Source organism: Serratia plymuthica NBRC 102599 (genome assembly GCF_001590925.1).
Lineage (GTDB): Bacteria > Pseudomonadota > Gammaproteobacteria > Enterobacterales > Enterobacteriaceae > Serratia > Serratia plymuthica.
On the sequence record NZ_BCTU01000001.1, the window covers coordinates 210,315 to 231,415 of the forward strand.

A 21,101-nucleotide genomic window follows, 5' to 3' on the forward strand; every position below is an offset into this window, starting at 1 on the left:
AAGTTATGGGATACAAAATTTCAGGCCTGCAAGCCGGGCAGTTTACCCATCTTTTTGGGCAGAGCGAGTCCTATCTAAAAAGACAGGGTGCCGTAAGAAATACAGTGGGTAGCTATCCTGGCTACCCTGACAGAATTTCGTTGTGTGACATTCCTGCTGGAGAAAACGCGCTTCTGATTAACCATATATACCAACCGGCTGATACCCCTTATTTCGGCTCTCATGCAATATACATCTGGGAGGGATGTACTGAGCAGGGCATCTATATCAATGAGTTACCGGAAGTTATGACAAGTCGGATCCTTTCATTGCGGGCTTACGACGAAAACCATTTTCTAAGACAAGCGGATCTCTGTGAAGGAAAGTCTGCAGAAAATCTGATAGGCCGTTTTTTCAACGACCCGGCGATCAGTTATATCCAGATACATAATGCAAAACAGGGGTGCTATGCCTGTCTTGCCGAGCGTTTTAGGTGAACCCTCTGGCATTAAATTTATTATTCCACCTTTTGCCTGTTCACTGGGCTATTTACCCTATGCCCCCCTCAGTCGACTCCTCACTCAGAGCCGGCCGGTACAGGTCCGGCCAACGGCTTGGTGCCAGGAGCGGACGTCGATAAGGTTTATGGTGCAGCAGTAAACCGGAACCGGCCACTCTTGCTATTTCGGCAATTTCTGTGTCCCGAGAATCAACGCAATCAGGTAACGTCTCAATCGACTAAGCTTTCGGGCCGGTTAAACCTCGCGTTTTTCCGCCCATTTCAGCATTGCATCGAGAGCAGGGCACAGCGTTTGCCCCCATTCAGTGAGTCGATATTCCACTTTCGGCGGCACCTGGGGGTACACCGTCCGCGACACGATCCCGTCGGCTTCCAGCTGTCGCAGTTGCTGCGCCAGCATCTTCTGCGAAATGCCGGGGATCAGTTTTTCAAAATCGGAATAGCGCTGTACTTTCCCGTCGAAAAGATGAAAAAGAATGATTAATTTCCAGCGGCCTTCCAGCAGCTGCAGGACCTGCTCCACGCCGCTTGCGGCAGATTCCGGGGTATATAACTTACTCATAATGCAGTAACTCACTTTTTCGTGCGTACTTGTCAATTTCAAAGTCTATGTTGAAGATATCCATACTGTAAATAACGGGAGTACAGAACCATGTCATTATCACTACCGTACGCTATTTCTACCTATTTCTCGATCAGCAATGGTGCCGATATCGCCAACGTTAAGCAGTGTTTTACCGCCAATGCCGTCGTGATCGACGAAGGTAAAACCCATCAGGGGCATGCGGCGATCGAAGCATGGCAACGTGCCGCGCAGGCCACGTTTGACTACAGCGTTGAGCCGATTCAGGTTCTTGCCGAAGGCGAGCGGGTGACGGTCACCTCGAACGTCGTCGGTAACTTTCCCGGCAGCCCGGTAGAGCTTAAGCATGCTTTCGGCCTGGTCGGCGACAAGATCAACACCCTGGAGATTCTCTGATGCCATTGGATTTTGATTTCCAGGGTAAACGCGTGCTGGTTACTGCGGGCACCAAAGGCGTCGGTAAAGCGGTCGTCGGGCTGTTCAAACGGCAGGGCGCCAGGGTGTTAACCACTGCGCGACACGCACCCACGGAATGTATTGCAGACGCCTTCGTGGCGGCGGACCTTACCACGGTCAAAGGCTGTACCTCAGTAGCGAAAGCCGTTCAGGAGCGCCTGGGAGGGGTCGATGTCATCGTTCATGTGGCGGGCGGTTCTACCGCACCCGGCGGTGGCTTTGCGGCGTTGGGCGAAGAGGAGTGGCAGCAGGAACTCAATCTTAATCTGTTGCCCGCAGTACGCTTGGATCGTGCGCTGTTGCCAGGGATGCTGGCGCAGGGAGGCGGGGTGATCATTCACGTCACTTCTATCCAGCGTGAACTGCCGTTACCGGAATCAACCACCGGCTATGCGGCAGCGAAAGCGGCGCTCTCAGCGTACAGCAAAAGCCTGTCGAAAGAAGTATCGCCGAAGGGCGTTCGGGTGATTCGCGTCGCGCCCGGCTGGGTCGAAACCGAAGCTTCGGTGGCATTGGCGGAACGACTGGCGCAGCAGGCTGGAACGGATTACGAAGGCGGTAAGCAGATCATCATGAAGGCACTCGGGGGTATTCCGCTGGGGCGCCCTTCAAAACCCATTGAGGTGGCTAATCTCATTGCCTTCCTGGCGTCATCTTATGCTGCCGCCATCACCGGCACTGAATATGTGATAGATGGCGGCACCATCCCGACTGTATAGACAAGTATCTTAATCGGCTCATGCTGGTAGCGAATGATAGGCTTGCGCCCTCCAAGATAAAGGAGCCAGAACCAGGAACTCAACTCAAAGCCACGTAAGTGGCTTTTCTATGAAGTCTTAGACGATACTGCTGGGTGATACCCTTCTCCCATTCTCTTCTTCGCCAATGTTCGCTCCTCGCTCAAAGTTGCCCGTCAACTCCTATCTGCTTAAAAACAGGTTTGGCGTGGGATGTTTTCCGTTTTCTAAGCGGATCCCTCAAACTACACCGCGCAGGTCACAACATATGAGCAATGACCATAACTGGCTGTAATCCGAGGTTTTTAGACCCGTAACGTGAGTTAGAACCATTGCCAGATTCATGCGTCGAAGTTTATCGAGCTGGGCAGTGAGCACCGATATTTTACGTTCGTGCAGAGCCAGCTGTTCTTCAGCACGGGCAAGGGCCTGGCGTAGCCAGGCCTCTGTTTCCATCACGCAGGCGAAGCGGCCGCACTCCAGGCGTTTGGTCAGCAGGCACAGACCGTTACCGGTGGACCACAGCAGTTTTAGCTGATTTCCGCTGCGGCCACGGAAGATGAAGACGTGGCCGCAGCGGGTCATCTTTTAGTGCAGTCTGCACTTTGGCGGCCAGGCCGTGGAAGCCATTACGCATGTCGGTCATGCCCTCCACTATCCATATCCTGGTGCCGGTCGGTAATCCCATCATGCCTGAGGCCCCTTCATCATTTCACGGAGCAGGAGAGACAGCAGTTCGGGCGTTGGGTGAGTGAGGGTCAATTCACCCTGGCGAAGTCGCACCTTGCAAAGGGTATTTGCAGGTTCGCACGGCAAAGGTGTTGAGCGTGCAGGCGGTGGCAGCATCTGAACCGGGAGAAGGACGGGAGGGGGTTGTCCGTGATGCGCTTTACGTGGTCGGGAGACATACCCCTCGTGTTGCCAGAGACGTATCCATTTGAAAAGAAGATTATCATTGATGTGATGTTGCCGCGCCAATTCGGCGATGCTGCCGCTGCCTTCGAGCGCCTGCGTAACGAGTTTAAGTTTGAAGTCAGGGGAATAATGTTTGCGGGGTTTTCTGGCAGTCATGAGGTGTCCACTTGATGAAATAAGTGGGTGCTTAAGCTACAGAGGCGACAGAAAAATAACAGACGGCTCAGGCTGTACGCTTACGAATAGTCGCACTCGCACTGCGCCATGCCATATTTTCATTCTAATAACAATGACCCGCATTAATCTTATTGAAAGTTTTTTTCGATCATTATTTCTAGTTTAATAGTTACTGACTATTCATTGGAGTGGTAACGATCGTTACTAACGATTATTATTTATTATGTTTTGCTTCTATAGTCTATTCAGACACACAACGGAACGAACCTGAAAAATAGGATAATAGACTGAGTAATAGTCGCCAGGCGTATTGTTAATACGTCCTATTATGTCAACCATACTTATGATTAGAGGGCCATTTTTAGGCTGGTTGCCATATGGCTTATCATTACTGAGGTCTTTTATATGAGATTGCATTCAGTTCGGTTGTTTATGTCGTGAGGTTAACCTTTCTGCTGTCATTATTTTCCTTACGTTAATAGAGGCTAAACAGGGAGAAGGATGAAAGGTATCAATGTGAGGCGCAGTTTGGGGATGCATTCTATTTATCGCTGTGGGATTTTCGTGGTCAACGCGATATTACTATCAGCAATCCATCAGTTGGCAGGGAAAAGCAAAAGAAGCAAGTGCGTCAGTCAGGCAATATGAAATCGATCTCAATTTGCTACAGCGGCAGCAGCGAAAGCTTGCTGAATGAGGCTGAACAAGAGAATACGGCTCTGCGCTCTCAGCTTGACCGTGGTCATCGCAGGATGCTCATCTCTGGACAAAAAGCCTGTCCAGACCAAACATCCTCCTCAACCCGCAGCTTGGGCGATGGTGGTACCCTCGAACTCTCTACAGATACTGGACAGCGTCTGGGAAGGCATCACCCGAGACCAGCAAAAACTGATGTATCTTCAGAGTTATATTCGGCAGTTCTGTCTGCGAGAGTAAGAAGAGATAGCTGTTTCATTATGTGGTACGTGCCCATTATTACAATCCGACTTACGCGAATTTATAACATTAACAAAAATTGGAGTTCTAATGATGATTTTCACGTTACCCAAACCGCTTCCTGATAATGGCCGAGTTTTCTCGTGGTTGATTGTGGGAGGATTCTCCGCCTGGGGCGGTATTGTCCGATACCTAATGGAAAACAAGGCCTCTGGAAAAGAGTTTTCATGGCATGAGGTTTTCAAACAAGTCGTAATTTCCGGATTTACGGGTTTTTTAGGGGGGGTTTATGGTTATGAAGAAGGATACAGTGAGTTTATGACCATGGTCTTTTCCGGTTTGGGAGGGATATTAGGTGGTCGCTTATTGGACTTGTTATGGAAGAGATTTTCAAATCATTTGGACAAAGAAAATCACTTTAAACACTAGCTATAGTGGCAAGCCGCCTCGCGCTGATTATTTTACTGAGCGTCGATATGACTCATTATATTTTGATGTGAAATGACACAAGTAAAGTTTGTGACTTTCTTTTTATATTTAAAACGAGTTGCTCATATAAAATGCATTAACATCTGATGAAATTATTTAAATTAAGTTTCTCTTGCTGAAAAATCCGGACTGAAGAGTCGTTATCGCTGGCTTTGTGGTGTTGTCACATTCATGACTTTTGACTCTTTCATATGACACGTTGGGGAAAAACGTGCAGGGTCAAGTTAGTCGGAATTTTGATTAATATTGCTTTTTTGACTGCATAGATTGTTGAGTATAGGGGGCGGTGGCGATATTTCAGCGATGCCATTTTATCTCTGTCTTAAACTGTCAGATAAGCCTGTTGGTACGGAGGTTAAAATGAAAATAGATGTTAATGGTCTTAATCTCATTAAAGAGTTTGAGGGGCTAAGGCTCCAGGCCTATAAATGCCCGGCGGATATATGGACTATTGGATATGGTCATACCGCAGATGTCAGCGCTAATGATGTCATCACCGAAGAGGACGCGATTTTTTTGCTGCGTCAGGATGTGGCTGAAAGTGAACGGGCGGTAAATAAGTATGTGCATGTTCCGCTTACGCAAAATCAGTTTGATGCTCTTGTTTCATTTGTTTTCAACCTGGGCGTCGGGAATTTCCGTACCTCAACGCTCCTGAAAAAACTCAATGCCGGTGATGATGACGGCGCGGCCCAGGAATTTGGGCGTTGGATCCATGCCGGCGGTAAAGCGCTGCCCGGTCTGGTACGCAGAAGAGAGGCCGAAAGAGCACTCTTTCTGAAATAAGCAGCACAATTAAACGCATTTCTTTTTTTATAAGCATGAAAAAACAACTGGTGTAAATCAGGGGCGGTAGCGTGCTTTTTTACAGGGAATTACCGAATTAATTACATTTTTTTTCATGCAAATAATTCTACTGAGATTATTTTTGCTCATTATTCATTGTAAACAGAAGGATTTAAATCATGGCTATTACCGCGGACGACATTGCAGTGCAATATCCCATTCCTACCTATCGCTTTATCGTGACCCTGGGCGATGAGCAGGTGCCGTTTACCAGCGCCTCCGGTCTGGACATTAATTTTGACACCATTGAATACCGGGACGGGACCGGCAATTGGTACAAAATGCCCGGCCAACGCCAGGTCCCTAATATTACGCTGAGTAAAGGGGTATTTCCGGGTAAAAATGCGATGTATGAATGGATTAATTCCATTCAACTTAATCAGATTGAAAAGAAAGACATCATGATCAGCCTGACCAATGAAGCCGGTACAGAAGTGCTGGTCAGCTGGAATGTGAGCAATGCCTTCCCAACCTCGCTGACCTCCCCGTCATTTGATGCGACCAGTAACGAAATCGCGGTACAGCAAATTACGCTCATGGCCGATCGCGTGACCATTCAGACTGCCTAATCAAGAGGACATGTTGCCATGACTGTGACAACCACTTACCCCGGCGTTTATCTCAGCGAAGATGCCGTATCGAGCTTTTCGGTCAACGGTGCCGCCACTGCCGTACCCTTGTTTGCGTACGACAGTAAAAGTGCCGCCTCAGCGAATGAAGCTATTCAGGTTTTCCGCAACTGGGCGGAATTTACCTCCTTGTACCCTACGCCGCTGAAAGACGCTTTTTATACCAGTCTGAGCCTGTGGTTTATGCACGGTGGCGGTAAATGTTATCTGGTTAACGAGGCTAATATCGCCGGCGCAGTGGCGCAATACGATGATATTACGCTGATTGTCGCGGCAGGGACAGAGACCGCCACCTATACCGCGTTCACCACGGTAGTGGGCCAGGGCTACCGTATTTTTGGCCTGTTTGACGGCCCGAAAGCGAAAATTGCTGGCACGGCGAAGCCGGATGAGGTCATGAAAGCGTATCCAACCTCCCCATTTGGCGCGGTGTTTTACCCGTGGTGCACCCTGGCCTCGGGTGAGGCGGTGCCGCCGAGCGCCATCGCCGCAGCCTCCATTGCCCAAACCGACCGTACGCGTGGCGTATGGAAAGCGCCGGCCAATCAGGCTGTCAATGGGGTGACGCCCGCATTCCCGGTCAGTGATGATTTCCAGGGTAAGTATAACCAGGGCAAGGCGCTGAACATGATCCGCACCTTCCCGGGCCAGGGCACCGTGGTGTGGGGCGCCCGCACGCTGGAGGACAGTGATAACTGGCGCTATATCCCGGTTCGTCGCCTGTTCAACGCGGTTGAGCGAGATATCCAAAAAGCCCTGAATAAACTGGTGTTTGAACCCAACAGCCAGCCGACCTGGCAGCGCGTCAAGGCCGCCGTAGACAGTTATCTGCACGGTCTGTGGCAGCAGGGCGCGCTGGCCGGCAATACCCCCGCTGACGCCTGGTTTGTTCAGGTCGGCAAAGATCTCACCATGACCCAGGAAGAGATCAATCAGGGGAAGATGATCATCAAAATCGGCCTGGCCGCGGTTCGCCCGGCAGAATTCATCATCCTGCAGTTCAGCCAGGATATCGCGCAATAATTCACTGAAGGAAAAGAACATGCCTACAGATACAACTGTACCGGGTATCACTATTGAAGAAGATGCCTCGCCGGCGATGTCGGTGAGCGCGGGAGCGACCTCCGTGCCGTTATTTGTCGCTCGTTTTACCCCTCTCAAGCCAGAACTGGCGGGCGTGATCACCCGCATCGGCAGCTGGCTGGACTATACCACCCTGTTTGATAGCAACGTGCCTTCTTCCGCAACTGTCACCGTGACGTCTACTGAACCCGACTCGCTGGAAACGGCGTCGTCTAAAGCGGCAGCGCGCGCCGCTGAGGCGACGAAACAGTACACCTATCAGATTAATGAGATTAAGGTCGTGGACCCTACAGCCTCCGTCGCCCTGCGGCTCTATTTCCAGAACGGCGGCGGCCCTTGCTACCTCTATCCGCTGGAAAAAGCAGACGATAACGGCCCATTGGCCGCGTTGCCGGGTCTCATCGACGAGGTGGGGGAGATCACGCTGCTGGCCTGTCCGGATCCCGATGAGGCTTACCGCACTGCGGTCTATGGCGCTCTTGCTGCCTCACTGGGCTTGCACAAAGGGTACTTCCTGCTGGCCGACAGCGTCAATGGCGACGCGCCCAACGCGGTCAGCGGTTCCGCCCAGATGGCGGTGTATTACCCGAATGTAGAGGTGCCGTACACCCGGAAAATTGATGATGCGCAGGTCGCTATCGCCGACTACACCGACGGGACTGTCACGACGATCGCCACACTGGCCGGACTTCGTACCGCTAACGCCGATTTTGCCGGTGAGATTGCACAATCCCTATCCGGTTACCTGAGTGCGCCGTTGTCGCTGCCGCCTTCAGCATTGATGGCTGGTGTTTACTGTAAAACCGACCGCGAAAGGGGCGTCTGGAAAGCGCCGGCGAATGTGGTGCTCAATGGCGTCAGTGATGTCAGCGTTCGGGTCACCAATGAGCAACAGGCGGAGCTGAATCCAAAAGGCATTAACGTCATTCGTCATTTCAGCGATCGCGGACTGGTCGTGTGGGGCAGCCGCACACAGAAAGATGATGATGACTGGCGGTATATCCCAGTGCGTCGCCTGTTCGATGCGGCAGAGCGCGACATCAAAAAAGCCCTGCAGCCGATGGTGTTTGAACCCAACAGTCAGCCGACCTGGAAACGGGTGCAGGCGGCGATTGAACACTATCTTTACCGCCTGTGGCAACAGGGCGCCCTGGCCGGCAATAACGCGGAAGAGGCGTATTTTGTGCGCGTCGGTAAAGGGATCACCATGACACAAGACGAGATTAACCAAGGGAAAATGATCATTCAGGTTGGGATGGCCGCCGTGCGCCCGGCCGAATTCATCATCCTCCAGTTTACTCAGGACATGTCACTGTAAAGGGGGAACCCCCTTTTCCGACTCTTTATAAGGATACTGTGATGGCAATGGTTCTTCCTGGGGTTTCGTACGATGAAACACTGTTAACGCAGGCATCAAATGACGATCCGGTGACGATGCCCCTGTTTATTGGTTATACCCTTCGCGATGTGGCTTCTGATACGACGATACCGACGATGCAGCCCGTCAGCGTGGGATCACTGACACAGGCGAACAGTCTCTTTGGACAGCGTGGGACGCTGGCGTACTCCCTGCGCCACTTCTTTGAAAACGGCGGGCGGCAGTGCTACGTGCTGTCCCTCGGGCCAGGGCAGGGAGAACCGGCCGCGCATCTGCAAGACTTGATTGCCGCATTACAGGCGCCGCAGATGCTGGAGACGCTGTTAGCGGATGACAAGACCGGTCTGGTCCTGGTACCGGAGCTGAGTGAGCTCAATGAGGTTAATACGTTCGAGGGAGCGGATACGGCTGAGGTTGACGTCGATGCCTTGTGGTATCAGGGGTGGCAAGCGTTACTGACGCTGTGTCGTCAGGCCCCGCAGCGCTTTGCGCTGCTGGAGTTACCGGACTCCCCGGCGCACGCCGTGACGCTGACCGGGCAGTCTTTTTCAGCAGACCTGTGCCAGCGCGGGGCGGCCTGGTGGCCACGACTGGAAACCAGTTACGAAGATGAGGCGTCGGCGCCCGTGGTGTTGTCACCTCTGCCGGCCGTCGCGGCGGCCATTCAGCGCAGTGCCCAGGATAACGGGGTCTGGAAGGCGCCGGCCAACATCCCATTGGCCAAAACCCGCCGACCCACCCAAAGCATTCTGACGTCTCAGGCGTTACTGGATAACCAGGGGGTGTCCTGCAACCTGATCCGCAGTTTTGTCGGAAAAGGCGTTCGCCTGTGGGGATGCCGGACCTTGCTCAATGAGGAGAACACGGCCTGGCGTTATATCCAGACCCGTTTGCTGGTCAGCAGCGTGGAGCACTATCTGAGCAAACTGGCCCGCGCTTACCTGTTTGAGCCGAATACGGCCTCGACCTGGATGAAATTAAAGGGCCAGGTCTGGACGTGGTTGCGTCAGCAATGGCTGGCCGGGGCTTTTTTTGGCACGGTTGAGGATGAGGCCTTTTCGCTCAGTATCGGGCTGGATGAAACCATGACGGAAGACGATATTCGCCATGGAAAGATGATCCTGCAGGTCCGTCTGGCGCTGCTGGCCCCGGCGGAATTCATTGATATCAGCCTGACGCTGGATCTGCGTGACGGCACGGCCAGCGCGCAAACCGGAGGTCAATCATGATGAGTACACCCGCGGTATCCCATCGTTTTCTCGTCAATTTTTTATTTAACAACATTCCCAATCCGTTTGACATCGCGTTCCAGCGCGTCTCCGGCCTGTCGCGGACACTGGAAGTGAGCCAGCACCGGGAAGGGGGCGAAAATGCCCGCAACCTCTGGCTGGCCGAGCAGGTGAATCACGGTAGCCTGGTGCTGGAACGGGGGGTGATGAATGCCTCCCCCCTGACGCTGCAGTTTGACCGCGTCTTGCGCCGGGAAAGCACGCAGTGGGCGAATGTGGTGGTCATGTTGCTGAATGAAGTCTCATTACCCGTGACCACCTGGACGCTGAGTCATGCCCTGCCGGTGCGCTGGCAGATGGGCGATTTGGATGCGAACAGCAACCAGGTGCTCATCAACACACTTGAGCTGCGCTATCAGGATATGCGCATGCTGGGGATAAAACTATGACCGTCGAAATTCGTGAGTTGATCGTACAGGTTGAGGTCACCGAGCCTGCCCCTTCTGCCCCGTCCTTACCGTTTGCGCAGCGCCGTGAGTGGGACGATCAGCGGTGGGTGGAGAGGATTAAACAAGAGGTGCTGGAACAGCTGCTTGAAAGGGGGCGTCAGTGAGCTTACTTGAACGGGGGTTGTCGAAGCTGACCCTCAACGCCTGGAAAGATCGCGAAGGGAAAATTCCCGCGGGCAGCATGAGCGCGATGTATAACCCAGAGAATATTCAGCTGGATTATCAGACGCGTTTTAGCACAGAGGACACCATCAACACGGCGTCGCAAAGCAACCGCTATGTGATTTCCGAGCCGGTCGGCCTCAATCTCACCTTGTTGTTCGACAGCCAGATGCCGGGGAATACCACCCCGATAGAGATGCAGCTGGCGATGCTGAAATCCCTCTGCGCCGTGGATGCGGCCACCGGTTCGCCTTATTTTTTGCGCATCACCTGGGGAAAAATGCGCTGGGAGAATAAAGGGTGGTTTGCCGGCCGCGCCCGTGATTTGTCGGTCACCTACACGCTGTTTGACCGTGACGCCACACCGCTACGGGCCACCGTGCGGTTAAGCCTGGTGGCGGATGAGAGCTTTGTTATTCAGCAATCCCTTAAGGCACAAAGCGCCCCCGATCGTGCACTGGTCAGCGTACCGGATCTGGCCTCGTTGCCGCTGCTGGCGCTCAGTGCCGGCGGGGCGCTGGCCAGCAGCGTCGATCCTTTGTCGCTGGCCTGGGATAACGATTTGGATAATCTGGATAATTTTCAGTCCGGAGACCTGCTGCGGGCGACGAAAGGGGGGGAGGCATGAGCCACATCACCCTGGATATTGCGGGAAAGCCGAGCACATTGGGGATCCGTCGTTTGCGGGTACAGCAGCTGATCAATGAGATCCCGCTGGCGCAGCTGGAGCTGCGTATTCCCACGGATAACCATGGCGCAGCGGATAACGCGGTACAACGCGAAGTCAGCCGTTTTAGCCTGGGCGCCCGCGTGGTGATTGCCCTGGATAACAAGCCGCTATTCGACGGTTATCTGGTGCAAAAGAAGATGCAACTGAAGGGGAAAGACTGGTCCGTGCGGCTGGAGGCCCGCCACGCGTTGCAAAAACTGACGTTTTTGCCCCATAGCCGGGTATTCCGTCAGCAGGATGACAGCACTGTCCTGAAGGGGTTGCTGCAGTCTGCGGGGGTGAAATTGACGCAAAAAGCGGCGGCGCAGCTGAGCAGCAAGCACGATCAACTGATCCAGTTTCGTCTCAGCGACTGGCAGTTTATTCGCAGCCGGCTGCTGTCCACCAATTGCTGGCTGCTGCCCGATGCCGCCAGCGACACGGTGGTGATCCGCCCGCTGTCCGACGCGGCAATGGCTTCACGGCGGCTTACTCGCGACAGTCGCGACTATACGCTGTATGAAATCAATTTGAATTTTGATAACCGCTTTACGCCGGACAGCCTGTCACTGCAGGGATGGGATATTGCCGCACAGCGGCTCACGCCGGCGCAAAAAAGCCTGGCCGGCGCGTTTCGTCCCTGGAAGCCTGAGGGTCAGGCTGGCCAATCCCCTGCAGGGCCGCAAGACTACGCCCTGGCATTCAGCATGTTGCCTGAAGCCACGCTGAAAACCCTGTCGAGCTCTTGGCTGAACTACCAACAAATGACCGGCGTACAGGGCCACATTGTGCTGGCAGGGACTCAGGACTTCGCCGCGGGCGAAAGTATCACCCTGAGCGGGTTTGGGGGGGGACTGGACGGCACGGCGATGCTGAGCGGGGTCAATCAGCTGTTTGATACCAAAGATGGCTGGCGCAGTGAGCTGGTGATTGGGCTACCGGCGTCCATGCTGGAGCCCGCGCCACCGGTGCGGTCGCTGCATATTGGCACGGTAGCGGATTTTGCCGCCGATCCCCAGCATCTGGATCGGATCGCCCTGCATCTGCCGGCCCTGAATCTGCCCGACTCGCTGATTTTTGCCCGCCTGAGTAAGCCCTGGGCAAGTCACGCGAGTGGTTTTTGTTTTTACCCGGAACCCGGTGATGAAGTGGTGGTGGGGTTTATCGACAGCGATCCGCGTTACCCGATGATCCTGGGTGCGATGCACAACCCGAAAAATATCGCGCCGTTCCCACCGGATGAAAAGAACAACCGTAAGGGGCTGATCGTTAGTCAAGCCGAGCAGACACAGGCCCTGATGATCGACACCGACGAGAAAACGCTGAAGCTGATGGCGGGGGACAATACCCTCACCTTAACTGGCGAGGGGGACATTGCCATGCGTACGCCGAACGCCCTGCAACTTCAGGCCGATACGTTGGGTCTGCAGGCTGACAGTGATCTGTCGATCGCGGGCAAGCAGCAGGTGGAGATCACCAGCGCGAAAATTAACATGAAAAAATAACCTATTAGGGTGAGGGTGCCATGAGTAACGACATATTGACAGCGACCCTGGGACAATGCTGGGCGTTTCCACCGCGGTTTGCCCCCGACACGGGTGTGTCCCTGACAGCGGGCGTTGAGGCAGTGATGCAGAGTCTGCGCGTGCTGTTTATGACTGAACCGGGCGAACGCATTATGCGTGAGGGCTATGGCGGGGGCATGCATGACTTTATCTTTGAGAATATCACCGATGAACTGCTGGCCAACATCCACAACCGCATCGAAGAAAGCATTCTGCGCCATGAGCCCCGGGCGCTGCTCAAGGACGTCATTATCCAGCCGGACAAACAGGAAGCGAGCCGTCTGCGGGTGCAGATCACCGTGTATCTGTCAGGCACTGATCTGGTCGAGACGGTGGACGGTACGCTGAACATCCATGACGGCCAGACGCTGAGGTTACTATGAGCAACCTGGTGGTCATCGACGGTGATGCGCTGACATTCAACCCGCAGTTTGGCGCTATTACGATCACGCCACCGCCCCAGCCACGGATCAGCGGCAGCGGTGAGGCCAGCATCGGGGGGAAAAAGATCTGCATTGTTGGGGATGAAAAACAGGTCTCCTTTACCGTTGACTATATCAAGCCTCCCTTTATCGCCACCCCTGGAAAAGGGACGCTCACCATCAAACAGTTGGCGTCCGATCAGCGGGCTGAGTTTGCGACGGCGCCGGTGCCGATGATTGTAGTCGGCAGCCAGTTTACGACGCAATTTCAGCCCACGACACCGGCCCAGGATCCGCAAGGAAAACCGGACCCGAATATGGGCCCCACGCAAGCAACCGGCGAGTTTATCAACAGCCAGTCGTTTGTCACGGCCGGGTGAGTCATTGTACTGCCAATGCGGCGGAAACGGGCCCTGCGTGCCTTATTTATCATCACATAACCAATGGACAACATCATGTCTGACCTGGAGCAACTGAAACAGAGATTGGGCAGCGGATTAACAGACCAGACCTTTCTGCTGGAGCCACGGACAGGGAGGGACCTGCTCAACCTGGTGGCGAAATATACCGAAGCCATGCCGTTTGCCGGCCATGGCGACGCTGACTGGAACCGCTTCTGGATGGCCGGCGGCACGCCGCAAGGGCTGAGTGACATCTATCAGCACCCCGGCCTGGCAGAGAAAAAACTGCCGGTGCAGCAGGCGTTTCTGCTGGCGTTGCTGCAGCTGCTCGAGACACCCAGATCCCTGCTGAACACGCTGCCAGCGCGGCACCGTTCACTTTATTACCGTGATTTATTGGGGTTTGCCCCCCGCGCCCCACGGCCGGACAGCGTGGCGGTGAGCTTTACGCTGCAAAAAAATGCGGCCCCGTATGCGTTACCCGCCGGCAGCCTGTTGGATGGAGGCCAGGACAGCGCTGGCAATAGCATCACCTACCAGACTGACGACAGTCTGCTGATCACCGGCCAGCAACTGGAACAGCTGTGCTGGACGGCACAGGTTGGGGAGACGTGGAAACGGTATACCGCCATCGACAGCGCAACGGGCGTGACGCTACCGCCTGAGGGGCTGCATCTTTTTACCGAAGCAGGGGAAGGGACGGACACCAAAGAGCAGGCCCCCGTGCTTTATCTGGGGTTCAGCGGGACGTCTGCGCAGGACACCCTGTCGGTTTACTGGTCTGTGCGCGCCTCATCGGCGCTGGATGTCACCTGGTGGTATTACAACGATAAAAAACAGTGGACCTCGCTGGATGCCGAGCTGCAGGACAATACGGCGGGCTTGTCCGTCAGCAACCTGTGGCGGGCGCGGCTGCCGGCGGACAGTCAGCCGGGGGGCAGTCTGCCGGAGGGCGACGAGCCGCTGGAGGCCGGGTATTACTGGATCAAAGGCACGCTGAAAGAAAATAAAGCAGAAAAGGACGAGAACGCGCCCTCCGAGGCGATGCCGAAACTGCAGACCGTGCTGGCCAATGCGATGACCGCGATCCTGAATGTGGCGCAGGCGATGGATGACAGCCACTTTGCCCAGCCGTTGCCGGCCAACACAGTCAGCCAGCTTGTGACGCCGGTTGCTGCCATCAGCGACGTTCGCCAGCCCCTGCCTTCTGTCGGCGGGCAGCCACGGGAAACAGAGGTGGCGATGTTGCAGCGCGCCGCGACCCGGATAGCCCACCGGCAGCGGGCTATCACCTGGAACAATATGCGCAGCCTGCTGATGGAGCACTACCCGGAGATTTTTGATGTCCGTTTTCCCGATGTGGACAAACTGAGTCGCCTGCCGGCGCTTGAGGTGCAATCGCTGATGGTTATCCCTGACGGTCGTTATGGCGATAACGATGACGCGCTGCGCCCGGCGTTGAGTGACGGAAGGCTGACCCGGATGGCGCAATGGTTGGCGCAGTATACCTCGCTGTGGGCGGCGCCGACGCTCAAGAACCCGAGATATAGCGATGTGACGGCCCGCTATCGGGTGACGTTCGTGGCGGGTATTCGCCCTGATTATGGTTATCGCCAGCTCGCGGCGCAGTTACAACACGACTATATGCCCTGGTCGACCGATCGACGCCAGGCGGTCACGCCGGGCAATCAGGTGGACTACTACCAGCTGCTGGCCACGCTGCAACAGTCACCGCTGGTGCAGTCCGTGAACGCGCTGGTCCTTATTCACGACGTTATTGATGAAACGGGCAAGCGTAAATCTGTGGAAACACAAAGCACCGTCACCGCCAGGGATGACGAAGTCCTGATTTTGTGCCCGGAAGGAGAGCCTCATGTCTAAAGAAAACGCCCTGTTCCCGGCGGTGAAAGACGCGATTGCGTTTGATGCGCTGTGGCAACAGGCTCACGAGAAAGTCACTGCGCTCAGTGGCGAGATCTGGACGGATACCGGCGATCACGATCCGGGCGTCACCCTGTTACAGTCCGCGACCTGGAACTGTTCCGACCTCAGTTACCGTGCGTCGCTGTCGCTGAACGATCTGTTGACCCATCAAGACCGGAACACCTTGTTCCCGGAAGAGTTCGGTCCTGAACAGGTGCTCACCTGCAACACAGTGACGGCAGAGGATTACCGCCGGGCCTTACTGGACTTGCACAGCAGCGATATTGACACCCTGAACACCGATGAGCAGGATTTTTTATTCAGCGATATCAGTCTGATTAAAGAGCCTGAGGATAGCAGTTTCCACTGGTGGTATAACGCAGAAAAACGCGAATACAGCTTCACGGAGCCGACGGTCACCCAGCCTGAAGACAAGACGAAGTTGTCTCTGCGGGGGAACCTCTGGCTATCGGTGGTCCCCACCCGCTATACCCAGTCCTTGTTGCCTGACAACCGGGCGGCGGTGGAGCAACGCCTGGCTGAGTTTCTCGCGGCACACCGTAATCTCGGCGAAGCGGTGTCGCGCATTACCTGGCTGCAACCGGCGACCTTTAGTCCGCAGATGACGATTGAGCTGGCCGATAACATCAGCGACATCAATCAGGTGGCGGTGCACATCTATCAGGTCACCGACGCGTTTTTACGCCCGACGGTCGCCCGTTATACCACCGAACAACGGCGTGCGCTCGGTGACGCCGATGACGCGATTTTTGCGGGGCCGAAGCTGAAACACGGCTGGCAGCAAACGGCGCCCTCGCAGATTACCTCAGGGGGATACGTCCTCAATCTCGGCCCGCTGGTAAACCTGTTGCTGGCTATCCCCGGCGTGGCCAGCCTGAGCGCCTTGTCGGTCGATACCGGCGATGGCCACATTACGGCCGTTGCGGGGGACAACTGGCGCTGGCAGGTGGCTGACGGTTATTACCCCCTGCTGTGGGGGGCGGCGCCGCTGGATCTGCTGGCCATGGCCGGCGGCCCGCTAACCCTGGTGTCGAAAGGCGGTATTCGCAACACGCTGGACAGTGAGGTGATGGCGCGCTACCTGACACAGGCAGACCTGATTATAACGACGCCTACGGTGTTACCTGCCGGCCGCTTTCGTGATCAGACGCGCTATATTCCCGTCGGGCAGCGCCTGCCTGAATGCTATGCCTTGCAGCAGCCCGATGCCGTGATTGACGACAAGACGCGTGCGGTGCATCAGTTTCTGCTGCCAGTCGACCAACTGCTGGCCGACGGCACGGCAGAGCTGGCGCTACTGCCGATATTGCTGGCATTTAAAGACAGAGGCAACGCCATTCGGGGGACCCGCTGGCCCTATACCCATGAGATGGTGCAACAGGACATTCATCAGCCCTACGCGGCAACGCTGAAAGAGAGTGCGCAGCAGGATGCGGCTATCTTCACGCTAGATAAGCAGCCTATTGAGGCCAATTTTGCCCGCGAACTCGATTTTCTTCAGTATTTGCTGGGGTATTTCGGCACCCAACGGGCCGCCCTGCCGCTGACGCTGGATTTACCGGATTTTCTGGCGACGCAGCGGGCGTATCTGGCGCAACAACCCGCTTTAGGCTATGACCGCATCAATATCCGTATTGACCAGGTATCCGCTCTGCAAAAGCGCATTGCGGCACGCATCGGCCTTGACAGCATCTGCTTTGCTGAAAATCCGGACCTGGGTCAATTGCCGTTTTACCTGATTGAGCATCGCCAGCTGCTGCCCCAAACCCCGGACAGTGCCTTTGACAGTGAACAGACCCCAACGGGGTTTAGCATAGACGAACCTAACGTTACCATGACGCAGGCGGGCAGTGCCGGCAAGGTGGGCCAGGGGCAGCTCATCGACCTGATTGCGATTGAAGGGAACAGTCGACTGAATGTAAGCCGGCTGCTGGTTATTGCGACCGACGGGGACAGTTTTACCGTCAGCACAGAAAACAGTCAGCAACTGCACAACACCCTGTCACGGCTTCAGACAGCCTGGGCGAGTCACAACCTGCGCTGGCAGAACAGCAATGTCTGGCTGCAGGATATGGATTACCGGCTGAATTATGCCGAGGCTAAACGGCAACCGTCCAATCAACAGCAGCGTTTACTGGCAAGCAACGCGCAATCCCCGTATCCCGCCATGGTCAGCGTCGGTGATGCCATTGTCATACGTCCTGCCGGCCTGCAGTTTTCCCAGCCAGGGGCGAAGGCCTACCGCGCTGCCACTGTGGATGCGGACTGGCAGCTTGCGGCGACCGTGAAAGCAGTCGACCCGATTGCGGGCACGTTACTTATTGAAAAAGCGGCCGACAGCACAGAGGATTTTCCCTCAGCGGAGACCAGCTATCGTTATCAGTGGGCGTTTAGCCAGGCGAACAACTATGCAACGACAGACCGGTTCTCATTTGTGGTCAGCGCCGTACTCAATCGCCGTCTGATAGAGAGCCCCAATATTGTGCCTGACCAGCTGGTTGCCTGGGTACAGGAAACCATTATGGCGGAGTTCCCGGCCCACGTGTCCCTGATTAATCACTGGCTTGATGACCCAACCTTTAACAACTTTGGGGCGACCTATGCGCGCTGGCAAAACAGCGGCATGCCGCTGGGTGATGATGCCTTTGCGCTGATGCAGATGCTGACCTTAGGCCATCTGCCGGTAACCCAGTTGGATATCGGCCTGATGCGCATCGCCACCGAGGCGCAGCGCACCGAGGTTGTCGGTGACGGCAGCCAGTGGCACGAAGATGTCATCCTGCGAGAAGAGCTGTTCTACGTGCCGAAAGACGTACCAACCACCCTTGAACATCATGACGAATCTGGAGAGCAAAATGACTGATAAAACCCCGCAGAACAAGGTAGAGACCCCGGCAACCTTTGCCGGCACAACGGACACAACGGGTGACAGCGAGCCAAAGAGCAGAGCCTTGCCCCAGGCCGATGCGCTGAAAGCGCGTTTTAAAGCGGGCAGCATTCCGCTGCAGACGGATTTTGCGGACTTGATTGATCTGGCCAATATAGGGCGCCAGGCGGTGGGGGGCGCTGAGGGTCAAACCGGCCCGGCAAATGGGCTTACCCTCTCTTCTACTGGCCGTCTGGAGTTAAAGCCCAACACGGCTAAAGGGATTAATGTTGATAAAGACGGTGTAAGTGTTAAATCGGGGAATGGCGTCGCGGTGAATAGTAGTGGCGTGAACGTAAAACTGGCGAAGGGCGCCAACAATAACGGAGGAGGAGGGCAAGGGGCGGATGGATTCACTTCGATTGGGAGTGCCGGTGGACTAGCGTTAAGTTCGAATGGATTGTCCGTAGATGCGGGGAATGGTATTAAAATTGATTCAAAAGGTGTAAGTATCAAGCTGGCCGCTAATAGTGGGCTGAGTGCCGATGAGACGAATGGTTTGAAAATCGTTCCTGAACAAATGTTCCAGAAAGGGATGGTGATGATGTTTGCCGGCACCACGGCTGAAATACCGAAAGGATGGGATCTATGTGATGGGGGGAATGGTCGCCCGGATTTACGTGACCGATTTATTGTAGGAAAGGGGAGCAAATTTACTGGGAAGGGAGAAGGTACAACGTCAACCAGCCAGACTACGGTTACGGGAAGTGTGAATGTTAAAGATACAAAGCTAACTTTAAGCCAAATCCCTAGCCATTCACATAATTACTATAAGATAGAATATCGTAGTTTTGGCTATTATTATGGCAATTCAAGACAAGGTATGATTGATTCAAATAGTTCCGTGTCGACTTCCTCTTCAGGTGGAAGTATGGGGCATAAACATGATGCGACGCTAAATATTAATTCACATCAACATTCAATTGATCCCATCCCGCCTTATTATGCGCTGGCATTTATTATTAAGTTGTGATTTCTGTGAGGTTTGATATTTATTTATGGATCGAATCTTAATTCATAAGATGAGATGTAAAATAAAAATGGGTGGGAGACTATCCGGAGAGAAATTACTACACTCTGCTTTATTAGATTCTGATAATTTGAAATCTGCTCTTCTCCAGGGTTTTCGTAATAAAACGGCGAAGATATCACTCCGTTTAAATACGCTGGAGCTTAATCTCGGTGCTATTTCGGTAGCACAATTTGACACGCAGTTTAATCAGCTGCTGGCACAGGCATTTGCACAATGCCTAGCCCGCGAGCATGCGACCATCGGAGGGCCGCAAGAAATGAATCTCCAAACTCCTGATATCACCGCGTTTCAGGACTGGCTTCATGAGTGTCATCCCGGCGAAAAAGAGTTGTTTCAACGGGCCCAGGGCTGTTTGCAACCCGCCACTCTTAAGTCCTTGATACAGGATAGCCCGGCATACCAGCTTCAGCAGTTGCTGAAGCTGTTACTTGATGGGGGATGGCAGTCCCCGAAAGTGCTGCCGGTATTTTGGTACGGCCGGGTGACGGCCAGTCGGTTGTCGATAGCCGCTGCATTGTATTTACTCAATAGCCAACGGGGGCATGATTGGCTGATGCATCAGCACTCCCCCACAGCCAGCCAGGTGACTGGCTGGGCAAAGGCCATTGCTCGGGGGGAGATCCCCCCTGAACAGGTGGCGCAGTTACTGACCGGCAACCGGGCTTCCGATAGCGCATTGCCCGATCAACGAGCTTATTCCCCCTTAGTCGTGATGCGTTGGTTGTTGCCACTATGGCGACAACCCGCCGTGCGCCAGGCGATTCATCGACTAAAAGGCGGGCGGGGCGTGCAGCACCTTGATGCTTACCTGAGTCGCTGTTTACAACGCCAGGAGGATGATGCCATGCGGGAGGGAAAAGGGATGCAGTCCGACGCCGGGCAGGTTGCGCTACCGCGAGATAACGCCATATCGCCGAATGCACCGCGCTCGTCGAGTCAGGGTATCAGTAACGCCGGTTTGCTCCTGCTGTGGCCGCTTTTGCCTCAACTGTTTTCTCAGTTGAGTCTGTGGGAGGAAGAGCAGTTTGTCAGCGATGCTGCGCGGTGGCAGGCCGTGTACGGTCTTGACCGACTGGTCTGGGGCGAAGTTAGCCCGACGGAGGAACGGTTGACGTTGAATCAGGTGTTATGTGGGGTGTCCTGCTCAGCCTCCGTACCGCCGCCCGCCCCACTGAGTCTGTTGCAACAGCAACAGATTGACGACTGGCTGGCCTCTATCGGCCAACAACTTCCCGGTTGGCAAAAATTGAGTCTGACAGACATTCGGCAATTGTTCTTGCAACGGGCAGGTAAGATCAGCACGCAAGGGGCAGTCCCTCAAATCAGTGTGTGGCCGGAACCCTATGATTTCTTACTCAGAGATTGGCCGTGGCCAATGACGCTGGCGTCTTTCCCCTGGACTGAACAGCCACTGACTATCGTCTGGCCGCTAACCGATTTCACAGGATAAACAGCCGCTATTTTCTATTCTTA

Annotated in this window: 22 protein-coding genes and 1 pseudogene; 20 read left to right on the plus strand and 3 right to left on the minus strand. The window is 54.7% G+C overall.

Annotation, left to right across the window (positions count from 1 at the left end; genetic code table 11):
- The first annotated feature begins 5 nt into the window (after positions 1-5).
- Positions 6-476: a DUF1203 domain-containing protein gene (locus SPL01S_RS00885; RefSeq protein WP_063196993.1), complete on the plus strand. Its 471-nt coding sequence runs from the start codon at positions 6-8 to the stop codon at positions 474-476.
- A gap of 258 nt (positions 477-734) precedes the next feature.
- On the opposite strand, the gene SPL01S_RS00890 is transcribed toward SPL01S_RS00885, so the two are convergent.
- A complete protein-coding gene (locus tag SPL01S_RS00890; protein WP_063196996.1) occupies positions 735-1,061 on the minus strand; it encodes a winged helix-turn-helix transcriptional regulator in 327 nt (108 codons plus the stop codon).
- Positions 1,062-1,151: 90 nt separating this feature from the next.
- Here SPL01S_RS00890 and SPL01S_RS00895 point away from each other — a divergent pair, with 90 nt between their 5' ends.
- Positions 1,152-1,478, plus strand: a complete 327-nt coding sequence (locus SPL01S_RS00895) for a nuclear transport factor 2 family protein (protein ID WP_063196998.1) — start codon at positions 1,152-1,154, stop codon at positions 1,476-1,478.
- The gene (locus SPL01S_RS00900; RefSeq protein WP_063197000.1) at positions 1,478-2,257 is read left to right on the plus strand and encodes an SDR family oxidoreductase; all 780 of its coding nucleotides are present in this window, start codon (positions 1,478-1,480) and stop codon (positions 2,255-2,257) included. Before SPL01S_RS00895 ends, SPL01S_RS00900 begins: the two co-directional genes overlap by 1 nt.
- A 483-nt stretch (positions 2,258-2,740) precedes the next feature.
- Here SPL01S_RS00900 and tnpB read toward each other — a convergent pair.
- Together tnpB and SPL01S_RS25805 are read right to left on the minus strand one after the other, a co-directional pair.
- Positions 2,741-2,966, minus strand: a pseudogene (tnpB, locus tag SPL01S_RS25590) (IS66 family insertion sequence element accessory protein TnpB); the annotation flags it as partial.
- The gene (locus SPL01S_RS25805; protein ID WP_073971999.1) at positions 2,963-3,346 is read right to left on the minus strand and encodes a transposase; all 384 of its coding nucleotides are present in this window, start codon (positions 3,344-3,346) and stop codon (positions 2,963-2,965) included. The gene SPL01S_RS25805 and the pseudogene tnpB, both read right to left, overlap by 4 nt.
- Positions 3,347-4,060: 714 nt before the next feature.
- On the opposite strand from SPL01S_RS25805, the gene SPL01S_RS25080 reads away from it, so the two are divergent.
- From SPL01S_RS25080 to SPL01S_RS00985, 17 genes are all read left to right on the plus strand, one after another.
- A complete protein-coding gene (locus SPL01S_RS25080) occupies positions 4,061-4,303 on the plus strand; it encodes an Rz1 family lipoprotein (protein ID WP_111738495.1) in 243 nt (80 codons plus the stop codon).
- 90 nt (positions 4,304-4,393) lie between these two features.
- Complete coding sequence (locus tag SPL01S_RS00915) at positions 4,394-4,732, plus strand: phage holin family protein (protein ID WP_063197004.1); 339 nt, start codon at positions 4,394-4,396, stop codon at positions 4,730-4,732.
- Positions 4,733-5,152: 420 nt separating this feature from the next.
- Positions 5,153-5,578, plus strand: coding sequence for a lysozyme (locus SPL01S_RS00920; protein ID WP_063197006.1), 426 nt, complete (start codon positions 5,153-5,155; stop codon positions 5,576-5,578).
- A gap of 179 nt (positions 5,579-5,757) precedes the next feature.
- Positions 5,758-6,207: a phage tail protein gene (locus SPL01S_RS00925; protein WP_063197008.1), complete on the plus strand. Its 450-nt coding sequence runs from the start codon at positions 5,758-5,760 to the stop codon at positions 6,205-6,207.
- 18 nt (positions 6,208-6,225) lie between these two features.
- Positions 6,226-7,290 (plus strand): phage tail sheath family protein, encoded by a 1,065-nt coding sequence (locus SPL01S_RS00930; RefSeq protein ID WP_063197010.1) that lies wholly within the window; start codon positions 6,226-6,228, stop codon positions 7,288-7,290.
- A gap of 19 nt (positions 7,291-7,309) precedes the next feature.
- Positions 7,310-8,668, plus strand: a complete 1,359-nt coding sequence (locus tag SPL01S_RS00935) for a phage tail sheath family protein (protein WP_063197012.1) — start codon at positions 7,310-7,312, stop codon at positions 8,666-8,668.
- 41 nt (positions 8,669-8,709) lie between these two features.
- On the plus strand, positions 8,710-9,957 hold the full coding sequence (locus SPL01S_RS00940) for a phage tail sheath family protein (RefSeq protein WP_063197014.1): 1,248 nt from the start codon (positions 8,710-8,712) through the stop codon (positions 9,955-9,957).
- Positions 9,954-10,406 (plus strand): phage tail protein, encoded by a 453-nt coding sequence (locus tag SPL01S_RS00945; RefSeq protein ID WP_373282266.1) that lies wholly within the window; start codon positions 9,954-9,956, stop codon positions 10,404-10,406. Before SPL01S_RS00940 ends, SPL01S_RS00945 begins: the two co-directional genes overlap by 4 nt.
- Positions 10,403-10,570, plus strand: a complete 168-nt coding sequence (locus SPL01S_RS25085; protein ID WP_155729001.1) for a DUF5908 family protein — start codon at positions 10,403-10,405, stop codon at positions 10,568-10,570. Before SPL01S_RS00945 ends, SPL01S_RS25085 begins: the two co-directional genes overlap by 4 nt.
- Complete coding sequence (locus SPL01S_RS00950) at positions 10,567-11,256, plus strand: CIS tube protein (protein WP_063197016.1); 690 nt, start codon at positions 10,567-10,569, stop codon at positions 11,254-11,256. Before SPL01S_RS25085 ends, SPL01S_RS00950 begins: the two co-directional genes overlap by 4 nt.
- Positions 11,253-12,842: a phage baseplate assembly protein V gene (locus SPL01S_RS00955; RefSeq protein WP_063197018.1), complete on the plus strand. Its 1,590-nt coding sequence runs from the start codon at positions 11,253-11,255 to the stop codon at positions 12,840-12,842. The genes SPL01S_RS00950 and SPL01S_RS00955 overlap by 4 nt, the downstream gene beginning before the upstream one ends.
- 122 nt (positions 12,843-12,964) lie before the next feature.
- Positions 12,965-13,285, plus strand: coding sequence for a GPW/gp25 family protein (locus SPL01S_RS00960; protein ID WP_162268762.1), 321 nt, complete (start codon positions 12,965-12,967; stop codon positions 13,283-13,285).
- Positions 13,282-13,704, plus strand: a complete 423-nt coding sequence (locus SPL01S_RS00965) for a contractile injection system spike tip protein (RefSeq protein WP_063197022.1) — start codon at positions 13,282-13,284, stop codon at positions 13,702-13,704. The genes SPL01S_RS00960 and SPL01S_RS00965 overlap by 4 nt, the downstream gene beginning before the upstream one ends.
- Positions 13,705-13,779: 75 nt before the next feature.
- Positions 13,780-15,606 carry a baseplate J/gp47 family protein gene (locus SPL01S_RS00970; RefSeq protein WP_063197024.1) on the plus strand — a complete coding sequence of 609 codons (1,827 nt, stop codon included), beginning with the start codon at positions 13,780-13,782 and terminating at the stop codon, positions 15,604-15,606.
- On the plus strand, positions 15,599-18,532 hold the full coding sequence (locus SPL01S_RS00975) for a baseplate wedge protein (protein WP_063197026.1): 2,934 nt from the start codon (positions 15,599-15,601) through the stop codon (positions 18,530-18,532). Before SPL01S_RS00970 ends, SPL01S_RS00975 begins: the two co-directional genes overlap by 8 nt.
- Positions 18,525-19,568 (plus strand): phage tail protein, encoded by a 1,044-nt coding sequence (locus SPL01S_RS00980; RefSeq protein ID WP_063197028.1) that lies wholly within the window; start codon positions 18,525-18,527, stop codon positions 19,566-19,568. The genes SPL01S_RS00975 and SPL01S_RS00980 overlap by 8 nt, the downstream gene beginning before the upstream one ends.
- 25 nt (positions 19,569-19,593) lie before the next feature.
- Entirely contained in the window at positions 19,594-21,078 is a 1,485-nt protein-coding gene (locus tag SPL01S_RS00985; protein ID WP_147424910.1) for a contractile injection system tape measure protein, read from the plus strand.
- Positions 21,079-21,101: the final 23 nt, after the last annotated feature.